Origin of the sequence: Sphingopyxis sp. C-1 (assembly GCF_001047015.1) — a bacterium.
Taxonomy (GTDB): domain Bacteria; phylum Pseudomonadota; class Alphaproteobacteria; order Sphingomonadales; family Sphingomonadaceae; genus Sphingopyxis.
The window spans coordinates 3,046,074-3,057,921 of sequence record NZ_BBRO01000001.1 but is presented as its reverse complement, the minus strand read 5'-3'; the positions used below and the strand labels follow the sequence as shown (position 1 = coordinate 3,057,921).

At 64.4% G+C, this 11,848-nt stretch carries 14 protein-coding genes; 13 read left to right on the top strand and 1 reads right to left on the bottom strand.

Going from position 1 to position 11,848, the window contains the following annotated elements; all coding sequences use genetic code 11:
- The first annotated feature begins 166 nt into the window (after nt 1-166).
- The 13 genes from SC1_RS14325 to dmpG are packed head-to-tail and all read left to right on the top strand — an operon-like array spanning nt 167 to nt 10,966.
- Nucleotides 167-1,081: a fumarylacetoacetate hydrolase family protein gene (locus tag SC1_RS14325; protein WP_062184236.1), complete on the top strand. Its 915-nt coding sequence runs from the start codon at nt 167-169 to the stop codon at nt 1,079-1,081.
- A gap of 3 nt (nt 1,082-1,084) precedes the next feature.
- On the top strand, nt 1,085-2,125 hold the full coding sequence (locus SC1_RS14320) for an ABC transporter substrate-binding protein (RefSeq protein ID WP_062182986.1): 1,041 nt from the start codon (nt 1,085-1,087) through the stop codon (nt 2,123-2,125).
- On the top strand, nt 2,122-2,679 hold the full coding sequence (locus SC1_RS14315) for a VOC family protein (RefSeq protein ID WP_062182983.1): 558 nt from the start codon (nt 2,122-2,124) through the stop codon (nt 2,677-2,679). Before SC1_RS14320 ends, SC1_RS14315 begins: the two co-directional genes overlap by 4 nt.
- Nucleotides 2,676-3,428, top strand: coding sequence for an ABC transporter permease (locus tag SC1_RS14310; RefSeq protein WP_062182980.1), 753 nt, complete (start codon nt 2,676-2,678; stop codon nt 3,426-3,428). Before SC1_RS14315 ends, SC1_RS14310 begins: the two co-directional genes overlap by 4 nt.
- Complete coding sequence (locus SC1_RS14305; RefSeq protein WP_238586705.1) at nt 3,425-4,174, top strand: ABC transporter ATP-binding protein; 750 nt, start codon at nt 3,425-3,427, stop codon at nt 4,172-4,174. The genes SC1_RS14310 and SC1_RS14305 overlap by 4 nt, the downstream gene beginning before the upstream one ends.
- Nucleotides 4,174-5,001: an alpha/beta fold hydrolase gene (locus SC1_RS14300; RefSeq protein WP_062182974.1), complete on the top strand. Its 828-nt coding sequence runs from the start codon at nt 4,174-4,176 to the stop codon at nt 4,999-5,001. The genes SC1_RS14305 and SC1_RS14300 overlap by 1 nt, the downstream gene beginning before the upstream one ends.
- Nucleotides 4,998-6,476, top strand: coding sequence for a 2-hydroxymuconic semialdehyde dehydrogenase (locus SC1_RS14295; RefSeq protein WP_062182971.1), 1,479 nt, complete (start codon nt 4,998-5,000; stop codon nt 6,474-6,476). The genes SC1_RS14300 and SC1_RS14295 overlap by 4 nt, the downstream gene beginning before the upstream one ends.
- 9 nt (nt 6,477-6,485) lie before the next feature.
- Complete coding sequence (locus tag SC1_RS14290) at nt 6,486-7,265, top strand: 2-keto-4-pentenoate hydratase (protein ID WP_062182966.1); 780 nt, start codon at nt 6,486-6,488, stop codon at nt 7,263-7,265.
- Entirely contained in the window at nt 7,262-7,705 is a 444-nt protein-coding gene (locus SC1_RS14285) for a RidA family protein (RefSeq protein ID WP_062182963.1), read from the top strand. The genes SC1_RS14290 and SC1_RS14285 overlap by 4 nt, the downstream gene beginning before the upstream one ends.
- A 4-nt stretch (nt 7,706-7,709) precedes the next feature.
- Nucleotides 7,710-8,231 (top strand): 3-hydroxyanthranilate 3,4-dioxygenase, encoded by a 522-nt coding sequence (locus SC1_RS14280; protein WP_062182960.1) that lies wholly within the window; start codon nt 7,710-7,712, stop codon nt 8,229-8,231.
- Nucleotides 8,231-9,010, top strand: a complete 780-nt coding sequence (locus SC1_RS14275; RefSeq protein WP_062182957.1) for a 2-keto-4-pentenoate hydratase — start codon at nt 8,231-8,233, stop codon at nt 9,008-9,010. Before SC1_RS14280 ends, SC1_RS14275 begins: the two co-directional genes overlap by 1 nt.
- 4 nt (nt 9,011-9,014) lie before the next feature.
- Nucleotides 9,015-9,944, top strand: coding sequence for an acetaldehyde dehydrogenase (acetylating) (locus SC1_RS14270; RefSeq protein WP_062182954.1), 930 nt, complete (start codon nt 9,015-9,017; stop codon nt 9,942-9,944).
- Nucleotides 9,941-10,966, top strand: coding sequence for a 4-hydroxy-2-oxovalerate aldolase (dmpG, locus tag SC1_RS14265; RefSeq protein WP_062182952.1), 1,026 nt, complete (start codon nt 9,941-9,943; stop codon nt 10,964-10,966). Before SC1_RS14270 ends, dmpG begins: the two co-directional genes overlap by 4 nt.
- A gap of 52 nt (nt 10,967-11,018) precedes the next feature.
- On the opposite strand, the gene SC1_RS14260 is transcribed toward dmpG, so the two are convergent.
- Nucleotides 11,019-11,825: a CerR family C-terminal domain-containing protein gene (locus SC1_RS14260; protein WP_152682404.1), complete on the bottom strand. Its 807-nt coding sequence runs from the start codon at nt 11,823-11,825 to the stop codon at nt 11,019-11,021.
- Nucleotides 11,826-11,848 lie beyond the last annotated feature (23 nt).

The following is an 11,848-nucleotide window of genomic DNA, read 5'->3' as shown; positions in this document are numbered from 1 at the left end:
TGCCGTGTCCAATCTCACCGCGCCCCGATCCTATAAGAAAATCGGTCCTTCCTATGCGCAACGCATATTGGATCGCCGCGCCGCGCTCACGCAGATCGGGGGCGCCATTGCGCTCGGCTGCGCAGCCCCGGCGCTCGCCCGTCCCATCGGAAAGAAAGATCGACGCATGACCTGGTTTGCCCTTGCCACCCGCGCCACCCCCGAAGGCCCGCGCCCGACGATCCAGGTGGGAGACAGCTTCCACGACCTGCACGCCGCCGCCGCGGCGCTTGGCCATACCGCAGTCGTCGGCGACGTCAGCGCGATCATTCGCGACTGGGATGCGCGGCGCGAAGGGCTGTTCTCCCTCGCGCGCGGGCTGGGTAGCGCATCGGGTGCGATCGCCGCGCCAAAGCTCATGGCGCCGTTCGAGCCGCGCCGCATCTTCGCCGCCGCGTCGAACTTCATCGAACATGCCGAGGAAATGCAGACCAAGCTCGCTGCAAAGGCTGACAGCGAACCCTATATTTTCCTCAAGACGATCGAAAGCGTCGTCGGGCCCGGCGACACCGTGGTTGTGCCGCCACAGGTGTCGCGCCCCGACTGGGAGGTCGAACTGGGCGTCGTCCTTGGCAAACCGGGCAAGAACGTCGCGGTCGATGACGCGCGCGACCTGATCGCCGGCTATACCATCGTCAACGACGTGTCCGCGCGCGACCGCACGCGCCGGACCGACTTTCCCTTCTCGCACGACTGGTTCCGGGGGAAGAGCTTCGACAGCTTCACGCCTTTGGGACCGGTCTTCGTGCCGCGCGACTGCCTCGGCGATCCACACGACATTCGCTTGGGGCTCAGGGTCAACGGCGAGACGATGCAGGACGGCAACACGTCCGAGATGATTTTCAACATCTACGAACAGATCGCCTATCTCTCGACGATCCTCGAACTCAAGGCGGGTGACCTGATCGCGTCGGGCACGCCTGCGGGGGTCGGCATGGGACGCGGGGTGTTCCTGAAGGACGGCGACACGATGTCGGCGTGGGTCGACGGGGTCGGCGAACTCGTGAACCCGGTTTCCGCGCCGCACCTGCCGCGGAGCTGAGCGATGGTCGCCTTTCATCGCCGTTCGCTCGTCGTGCCGCTACTCGTGGTCGCCGCGATCGCCGCACTTACCTTGTGGAGCGCTTTCGGCGGCAATGCGCCGCGCACGGCACAGGCGGACAATGCGCGCAGCGTGCGGTTCAACATGGCGTGGCTGCCGCAGGGCAGCATGGCGGGCATCTTCGTCGCGATCGACAAGGGCTATTTCGCGGACGCGGGAATCGCCGTCGAGCCGGTGCGCGGCTTTGGCGGCATGCGCACCGCGAACGAACTCGATCAGGGCATGTTCGAATTTGCCTATATCGACCCGCTGTCGGTCGCGCTGAACCGCTCGAAGGGCGGCAAGGTGCGGATGATCGGCGGCATCAACATGCGACTTCCCGCGGGTGCTTGCTTCGTCAAGGAGCGACACAAGATCGAGAAGCCGGCCGATCTTGCGGGACTGCGGTTCGGTGCCGGGCAAAGTTCGATGATCCAGGCGCTGCTTCCCGCCTGGCTGAAGGACAATGGCGTCGAGCCCGCGCGCGTCGAGCAGATCCAGCTCGACCCCGCGATCGTCGTCTCGTCGCTCGTCGAGGGGCGGATCGACGCCGCCGAATGCTGGCTCGGCAATTCGCTCGCGCTGTTTGACAAGGCAGCCAAGGCAAAGGGCGTGACGATCGGACGCATCGGCTATGCCGATTTCGGGCTCGACGTCTATGGCAGCGGTTTCGCGACGCAGGACGGGCTGATCGAGAAAGATCCCGAACTGGTGCGCGCCTTTCTGAAAGCGGCCTATCGCGGCTACGCCGACGCGGCGCGCGATCCGAAAGCCGCGCTCGCAATCATCCGCAAATCCTATCCGCTGCTCGACGAAGCGGTGACCGAACGCCAGATCCGCGAGACCGCGGCGTTGATGGCGGACGAGGGTGGATCGCACCGGCTGAAGCCCGAAAAGGTCGAGCGTACCGTCACCTATCTGCAGGCGAGCGGCCAGCTTCAGGGTTTCGACCAGGCGCCGCAGCTCTTCACCAACGCCTTTATTCCGATGGGGAATCAGCCATGACCGATCCCGCTTCCTACCGTCCGCGTCCGACGCGGCTTGGCCATCTTGTGCTCAAGGTGCGCGATATCGACCGCAGCCTGGCTTTTTATGCGGAGGTTGTCGGGCTTACCGTGTCGGACTGGATCGACCATCATATGGTCTTTCTACGCGCGGGTGAGGATCATCACGACCTGGCGCTGCTCCAACTTCCGCCGGGGCACACGGCAATCCCTGAGGGGCATTACCCTGCGGTCGAGCATTTCTCCTATCGTCTCGAAACGATCGGCGAGATGGAGCAGGTCGCCGCGATGCTGGTCGCGCGCGGCATCACGATCGACCGCGGTATCGGCAAGCACGGCCCGGGGGCGAACAGCTTCCTCGTCTTCCGCGATCCCGACGGTAACAATGTCGAATTCTACACCGACATGACGCAGATCACCGCCGATGATCCTTATGCGCCGTCGGTGTGGGACGGGAAGGATATGGACACCTTCGACCGCTGGCATCTCGATCGCTTTCTCGTGCCGCCGCCCGCGCGCATTCAGGCGCTGCTGGAAAAGGACGGTGACGCGTGAGCCGCCTGTTCAATCGCGACACCGCGATCAGCGTGGGCTTTTTTCTCGTTCTGGGGTTTTTGTGGGAGTATGGCGTTCGCTGGTCGGGAGTGCAGTCGTATCTGTTGCCGCCACCGAGCGCGATCCTGGGCGAATTATGGACTTCGCGCGGACCGATCCTCGCGCAGAGCCTCGTCACGCTGACCGAGGTTTTCTGGGGATTTCTCATCGCTGTCGCGCTTGGCGTGCCGATCGCGGCGCTGATCTATTTCTCGCGCACCGCGAAGCGCACCGTCTATCCGCTCTTCGTCGCGCTGCAGAGCATCCCGAAGATCGGGCTTGCGCCGCTGATCGTCGTATGGTGCGGCTATGGCCTGACGTCGAAGCTGATCATGGCGTTTCTCTTCGCCTTTTTCCCGATCATCATCGCGACGCTCGGCGGACTGGCGAGCACACCCGCGCATCTTGAGGAGCATTTTCGCGCGCTGCGGGCGACCCCGATGCAAAGCTTCTGGCGCCTTCGCGTCCCGGCGGCGCTGCCGAGCTTCCTCGACGGTTGCAAGGTCGCGATGCCGCTTGCGGTGATCGGCGCGGTGGTCGGCGAGTTCGTCGGGTCGAACGACGGACTGGGCAATCTGATCCTGACGGCGTCGGGATCAGGGCACACGACGCTGACCTTTGCGGCGCTGATCGCGGTGACGATCCTGTCGCTCCTTCTCTTCTACGGCGTGGCCTATTGGGAACGCTTCATCTGGTGGCGTGCAGCATGAAATCGGTTATCTCCCTTTCCGGCGCAGGCAAGCGTTTCGACGGCCGGCAAGTCCTGCAGGGCGTCAGCGCCGAGATCGGCGCGTCAGAGTTCGTCTCGATCCTCGGCCCCTCGGGCTGCGGCAAGAGCACGCTCTTGCGCTTGATCGCGGGTCTGGTCCCCTTTGAGGACGGCAGCATCCGTTTCGGCGGCGCCGAGGTCGAGGAACCCACGGCCGAGATGGGCTTCGTCTTTCAGACCTCGAACCTGCTTCCCTGGCTGAATGTGCGCGACAATCTGCTGCTCGGGGTCGACCTTGACCCGCAGACGCAGCGCCCTGACGAAGCGGCATTCGCGGCGCTCGTCGAGACACTGGGCCTGACGGGTTTCGAGGCAAGCTATCCCAGCCAGCTTTCGGGCGGGATGCGTCACCGGGTCGCGATCGGGCAGGCGCTGGCACGCGGACCACAGGTGCTGCTGATGGACGAGCCCTTCGGCGCTCTCGACGCGCTGACGCGCGACCGGCTCAACATGGAATTGCTGCGCATCTGGCAGCGCGACCGCAAGACGGTGCTGCTTGTCACGCACAGCATTTCGGAGGCGGTGTTGCTGTCCGACCGGGTGCTCGTGATGTCGGAGCGGCCGGGGACGATTATCGAGGATGTCCGCATCGACCTGCCGCGCCCGCGCGATCCCAGCACGACGCGCGAGGACCCGGCGTTCGGCGACTATGTCGTGCGGCTCAGCAAATTGATGGGGGTTTCGTGATGGAAAGCGGTGTGCTGGCGACTGCGGGCGCCGAGATATATTGGCAGGCGCATGGGGCAGGGCCGGCGATCGTGCTCGCGCACGGTATCGGTGGCAATCATGCGATCTGGTATCGCCAGCTCGACGCGCTTTCGCGTTCGAACCGCGTCATCACTTTCGACCATCGCGGTTTCGGCCTGTCGCAGGACCATGACGGGCGCGGGCGCGATGCCTTCGTCGATGATCTGGTCGCGCTGCTCGATCATCTTGGCGAGGCGAAGGTCGCACTCGTCGGGCAGTCGATGGGGGCGGGAACCTGCATCGGTTTTGCGCATCGTGCGGCCGAGCGCGTTGCCGCGCTTGCCATCTGTGACAGCCTGCACGGTATCGCGGAATCAAGCGAAGTGAAGACGATCATGGATGATGCGCGCGCGAAGACCGCGGCGATGGGGCAGGTCGAACGCGTGCTCGGTGCGGGCGCACCGCGCGAACTCGCGGCGCTTTATCGCCAGATCGCAAGCTTCAACGCCGTCGATCGCCACAGCCTGGCGGGCAGCTTCGATGCGCGTCCGGCGGCCGATCTCGGCGGCAAGGGCTTTCCGACCCTGTTCCTTTCGGGCGTCGATGATATCCTCTTCCCGATCGAAGCCGTACGGCTCGCACAGGCGGAGGTCCAGGGCTCCTTCCTTGTGGAGGTCAACGACGCGGGCCATTCGGCATTCCTTGAAGCGCCAGTGCAATTCAACGACACCATATTGTCGCTCCTCCAGATGGCGGGGCATGTCGGCAAGGCGGGCGCCGCGCACAGCAATGCCGCGGGTTATGTCGCGGTCGGAGGTGCGGCATGACGGACGCAGCCTATCCTTTCGCCGAACGCCCGGTGCTCAACTATGTCGACGGTGCCTTCGTCGAGGGCGAGCGCTGGTTCGACAATGTGAACCCCGTCGACGGCAGCGTAGCCGGTCGGGTGTCTCAGGCGAGCCGCGACCTCGTTAACCGTGCGGTCGCCGCCGGGCGCGCCGCGCTCAAGGGGCCGTGGGGCAAGATGTCGCAGGCCGAACGGTGCAAGCTTCTCGTCCGTATCGCCGAAGGGATCGAGGCGCGGTTCGACGAGTTCGCTGCCGCCGAGATCGCCGACACCGGCAAGTCGCTGCATCAGGCGCGCACGATCGACATTCCGCGCGGTGCCGCCAATTTTCGTGCCTTTGCCGCGATCGCCGAAGCGCGCGCGATGCCAAGCTTTCGGACCGACCTGCCCGACGGGCGCAGCGCGATCAATTATGCGATCGCACGGCCGCTGGGCGTCGTCGCGATCGTGTCACCGTGGAACCTGCCGCTGTTGCTGATGACGTGGAAAGTGGCGCCCGCGCTTGCGTGCGGCAATGTCGTCGTCGTCAAACCCAGTGAGGAAACCCCCTCGACCGCGACGCTGCTTGCCGAGGTAATGGATGCGGCGGGCGTGCCGCCGGGCGTATTCAACCTCGTTCACGGTTTCGGCGCGGAGTCGACGGGCGAGTGGCTCACCGCCAACCCCGATATCGACGCGATCACCTTCACCGGGGAATCCGCGACCGGCGGCGCGATCATGCGCGTCGCTGCCGCCGGCGTGAAGCCCGTCTCGTTCGAACTAGGTGGCAAGAATGCGGCGCTCGTCTTCGCCGACTGCGACTTCGACGAGGCGGTTGCGGGAACCGTGCGCTCGGTCTTCTCGAACTGCGGGCAGGTGTGCCTCTGCACGGAACGCGTCTATGTCGAACGGCCGATTTTCGACCGTTTTGTGAAGGCGCTCGCCGAACGGGCAAAGGCGTTGACCGTCGGCGATCCGTGGTCGGGCGCCGACATGGGACCGTTGATCTCGCATGGTCACCGCGAGAAAGTGCTCTCATATTATGCTCTTGCGCGCGAGGAGGGCGCAACGGTGGTAACCGGCGGCGGCGTTCCCGAACTGAACGGCACGCTAGCGAGCGGCGCGTTCGTCGAGCCAACGATCCTGACCGGCCTGGGGCAGGATGCGCGCTGCGTGCGCGAAGAGATATTCGGGCCCGTCTGCCACGTCGCGCCCTTCGACAGCGAAGCGGAAGCCGTCGAACTCGCCAACGATACAGACTATGGTCTCGCCGCCGCCATCTGGACGCGCGACGTCGGCCGCGCGCATCGCGTCGCGGCGCAGATGGAAACGGGCATAGTCTGGGTCAACGAATGGTTCCTGCGCGACCTGCGCACACCGTTCGGCGGCATGAAGCTGTCGGGCATCGGACGCGAGGGTGGCGAACATTCGCTGGGCTTCTATTCCGAACCGACCAATATTTGCGTGAAACTGTAAGAGGAACCTATGGCAGACATTGCCGCCATTGCCGCAAGGCTCGACACCGCCGCCAGCGAGGCAAGGGCGATCCCGCAGATCACCGGCGAGGCGGGCGACCTGCCGCTTGCCGACGCTTATGAAATTCAGCGCGCCGCGATCGACCACCGGCTTTTGCGCGGTGCGACCCTGGTTGGCGTGAAGATGGGCTTCACCAGCGAGGCCAAGATGGCCCAGATGGGGCTCACGGATCAGATATGGGGCCGGCTGACCTCCGATATGGTCGTCACCAATGGCGCGGCGATCGACCGCGCGCGCTTTATCCATCCGCGCGTCGAGCCCGAGGTCGCGGTGCGGCTGAAGGCGCCGCTGGCGGGCGAGGTGACGCGCGAAGAGGCGTTCGCTGCGGTCGATGCGGTGGCTGCGGCGCTGGAAATCATCGACAGCCGCTACGAAAATTTCCGCTTCGCGCTTGGCGACGTGATCGCCGACAATGCGTCGTCTTCCGCCTTTGTCGTCGGACCCTGGCTTGCCGCCGACACCGATGTTTCGGACGTTGCGATGACGATGCGCGTCGACGATGCCGTCGCCGAGACGGGGACAAGCGCGGCGATCCTCGGCGATCCGTTCCGGTCGCTCGTCGCCGCGGCGCGGCTCGCGGGGGCGGCGGGACTGGTGCTTCAGCCGGGCTGGACGGTGATGCTGGGCGGCGCGACCGCTGCGGCGGCGATTGGCGAGGCGCGCACCGTGTCGCTCGACGCGGGGCATCTCGGCCGTGTCGGGTTCACGATTGAGGGAGGCGCGGCATGAGCGAGGGCGCCGAAAAAGGGAGGGGCAGGGTAATCCCCGGCAAGGCACGACCACGCGGACGGTTCCCGCACTATCGACGCGCCGGCGATTTCGTCTTCGTCTCCGGCACCAGCTCGCGCCGTGCCGACAACAGTTTCGCGGGCGCCTCCGCAGACGCGTTCGGCACCGTCAGTCTCGACATCGCGGAACAGACGCGCGCAGTGATCGAGAATATCGGCGCGATCCTCGCCGACGCTGGCGGTTCGCTCGCCGACGTGGTCGATGTGACGAGTTTCCTCGTCAACATGAACGATTTCGGCGGCTATAATGCCGTCTACGCCGAGTATTTCGACGAAGCGGGCCCCGCACGGACGACCGTCGCGGTGCACCAGCTTCCGCACCCGCATTTGCTGATCGAGATCAAGGCGACCGCCTTCATCCCGCGCGCGCCGAAAGGATGATGCCATGCTGACCTATGGACTGCCCTTCAACTTCCGCGAGTGGATCGAGGCGCATCGCGACGTCCTCAAGCCGCCGGTCGGCAATACGCAGATATGGGAGGATGCCGATTTCATCGTCACGGTCGTCGGCGGCCCCAACCAGCGCACGGACTATCATGTCGATCCGCTGGAGGAATTTTTCTATCAGATCGAGGGCGACATGAACCTGCGCCTATGGACCGACGAGGGGCCGAAGGACATGCCGATCCGTGAGGGCGACATCTTCCTGCTGCCACCGCGCGTCCCGCATTCGCCCCAGCGTCCGGTCGCGGGCAGCGTCGGGCTGGTCATCGAACGCAAGCGGCCCGACGGGTTGATCGATGCCTTTCAATGGTATTGCGACGATTGCGGCCACATCGTCCACCGCGTCGAGGTCCAACTCCAGAGCATCGTGCGCGACCTGCCGCCGCTGTTCGAGGCTTTTTATGCCAGCGAGGAACTGCGCACCTGCGACAACTGCGGCACCGTTCATCCGGGCAAAGCTTGATGACCGCGACCCACGAAGCCGTCGCCCGCCGCCTGCGCGATGCCTATTCCGGCGGAGTTGTCGCGCCGCTGCGCGATGTGCTCGATCCGACCGACGCGACAGGCGCCTATGCGGTACAGACGATCAACACGCGGTTCTGGGAGGCGCAGGGGCGCCGCATCGTCGGACGCAAGGCCGGGCTGACCGCTAAAGCAGTGCAGGCGCAGCTTGGCGTCGATCAGCCCGACTTTGGCGTGCTCTTTGACGATATGCGCGTCGCCGACGGCGGTATTCTCGATCCCGCACGGGCGATCCAGCCGAAGGCCGAAGCCGAGATCGCTTTCGTGCTCGGCGCCGACCTGCCCGATACAGCGACGACAGTTGAGCAGGTCGCAGCGGCGGTGGTGAGCGTCCATGCCGCGATCGAGATTGTCGACAGCCGTATCGCCGACTGGAAGATCACATTTGCCGATACTGTGGCCGACAATGGCTCTTCGGCCTTCTTCGTGCTGGCTGACGCAGGATTGCCGCTTGCGGGGCTCGACCTCGAAGGGGCGGCGATGGAAATGCGCGTGAACGGCGCGTCCGCCTCGACCGGGATAGGCGCCGCGGCGCTCGGAAATCCGCTGAACGCCGCCGCCTGGCTCGCGCGGACCCTTGCGGGTCGCGGTGAACCACTGAGGGCGGGTGACGTCCTGCTCGCGGGGGCGCTGGGGCCAATGGTCGCGCTGACACCGGGCGATCATGTCGTCGCCGACATCGCCGATATCGGCACCTGCAGTTTTACCTACAAGGCGTAGCGAGATGGCGAAAACCAAAGTCGCGATCATCGGGTCGGGCAACATCGGCACCGATCTGATGATCAAGATCATGCGATTGTCGGACGTGCTCGAAATGGGCGCCTTCGTCGGCATTGATCGCGAGTCGGATGGCCTCAAGCGTGCCGAGCGCCTTGGTGTGCCGATCACCGCCGATGGCCTCGACGGCTTGGTCGCGATGCCCGGCTTCGCCGATATCGGGATCGTCTTTGATGCGACCTCTGCCGGGGCGCACAAGCGGCACAGCGAAGTGCTGATCACCCATGGCAAGCGCGTCGTCGACCTGACCCCGGCGGCGATCGGTCCCTATGTTATACCGCCGGTCAACGGCGATGCGCACCTCGACGCACCGAATGTGAACATGGTGACCTGCGGCGGCCAGGCGACGATCCCGATCGTTGCCGCGGTGAACTGCGTCGCCAAGGTGCATTATGGCGAGATCGTCGCCTCGATCGCGTCGAAGAGCGCGGGCCCGGGTACCCGCGCCAACATCGACGAGTTTACCGAGACGACGAGCCGGGCGATCGCAGAGGTCGGCGGCGCGACGCGCGGCAAGGCGATCATCGTCCTCAACCCCGCCGAACCGCCGCTGATCATGCGCGATACGGTCTATTGTCTCTGCGACGACGGCGACCGCGCGGCGATCGCGAAGAGCGTCGAAGCGATGGTGGCGGAGGTGCAGGCCTATGTCCCCGGATACCGGTTGAAGCAGGCGGTGCAGTTCGAAAGCATCGGCGGCAATGCGCCGCTACGCATCCCTGAAATGGACGGCAGCTTTACCGGGCTGAAGGTCAGTGTCTTCCTCGAGGTCGAGGGTGCGGCGCATTATCTGCCCGCCTATGCCGGCAACCTCGACATCATGACCTCTGCCGCGCTGAAGACCGCCGAGAAGATCGCGGAAAGGATGGCCGCATGAGTTTCGATCCCGCGACGACCAAGCTCTATATTCAGGACGTGACGCTCCGCGACGGCATGCACGCGATCCGCCACCAATATGGGCTGGATCATGTGAAGGCGATCGCGAAGGCGCTCGACCGTGCGAAGGTCGACGCGATCGAGGTCGCGCACGGCGATGGCCTGCAGGGGTCTAGCTTCAACTATGGCTTCGGCGCCCATACCGACTGGGACTGGATCGGAGCGGTTGCCGAAGTGCTGGAGCACAGCATACTCACGACTTTGCTCCTCCCGGGCATCGGGACGATCCACGACCTTAAACATGCCTATGATATGGGCGTGCGTTCGGTGCGTATCGCGACCCATTGCACCGAGGCCGACGTCGCGAAGCAGCATATCGAATATGCGCGAGGGATCGGCATGGACGTATCGGGTTTTCTGATGATGAGCCATATGTCGGAGCCCGAGGCGCTCGCAAATCAGGCGAAGCTGATGGAGGAATATGGCGCGCATTGCGTCTATGTTACCGACAGCGGCGGCGCGCTGACGATGGATCAATATGCGGCGCGGCTGCAGGCGTATGACCGGGTGCTGAAACCCGAAACGCAGCGCGGCGTGCACGCGCACCACAATCTTTCCCTTGGCGTCGCGAACAGCATCGTCGCGGTGCAGAATGGCGCGATACGCGTCGACGCGAGCCTCGCCGGCATGGGGGCGGGGGCAGGCAATGCGCCGCTCGAAGTCTTCATTGCCGCGGCGGACGTTTACGGTTGGAACCACGGCTGCGACCTGTTCGCGCTGATGGACGCGGCCGAGGAACTGGTGCGCCCGCTGCAGGACCGCCCGGTTCGCGTCGATCGCGAGACGCTGACGTTGGGATATGCGGGGGTCTATTCGAGCTTCCTGCGCCATGCCGAAAAGGCGGCGGCCGATCACGGGCTCGACACGCGGGCGATCCTCGTCGAGCTCGGGCGACGCAAGATGGTCGGCGGGCAAGAGGATATGATCGTCGACGTCGCGCTCGATATGCTCGCGTCAGGCTGATCAAACCTCCAGTTGGTTCAGTCGGCGGCGAGATCCCTAGGGCGGGTCTTGTCTAGAGATCGTCGATTTGCCGATGCAGGACCTGGGTGATGAGGCGCAATTCTGCCTCGCCAATTCGGGGCCATTCCATCGCCCTTTGTGCAACGACCCTGCGGGTGTGAAGCGAGGGAAGGCTCGACACCAGCAGGATGGCCTGCATACGCGTCTCGGCTGAAACTTGGGCTTCGGACTTGATCAAGGAGATCAGCCGCGAGTTCCGCTCGATACCGGGCAGCCACAATCGGTTATAGAAAATCTCGAATGCCGGGCCCGGCTCCGCCAACTCGCGGGCAATGATTCCGTTACCCAATATATAGGCGTCGCTGCCGAGAATCAGCTCGACCGATGCCGCCATCAAATATTTGAGCGTTTCGCGCGCCTCCTCCGGTCCCGATGGTGACTCGATAACCCCTTTTGCTCTTGTGACGGCATCGCGGGTCGCGTGCCCGTAGCGTTCGACTATCTCCTCGGCGCAGGCCCGATAGAGCCCTTCCTTGTTGCCGAAATAATAGCTGAGAGGGGGCAGCGTCGTATTGGCCCGTTCCGCTATGCGGCGCGTGGTCGTGGATTTGAAACCCGCCGCCCCAAACTCGACCAGCGCAGCCTCCAATATGCGTTGACGCGATTGGTCGCCTTTGCGCGAAGCGTTCGATACCGCGTCCCTTCCGGGTTGCGCAACGGGTGCCTCGACCGATTCTCCCATCGCCATGATCGACCTCGAACCCTCCGTCATTTTGTGCGCCCCTTGGGTAAAGCAAATCTCCGTCCCTTGGCAAATTTCTGATTTGTGCCGGATTTCCGTGGTTTTGATAGTTCTCAAAAAATACTTAGAATGCTATTGAT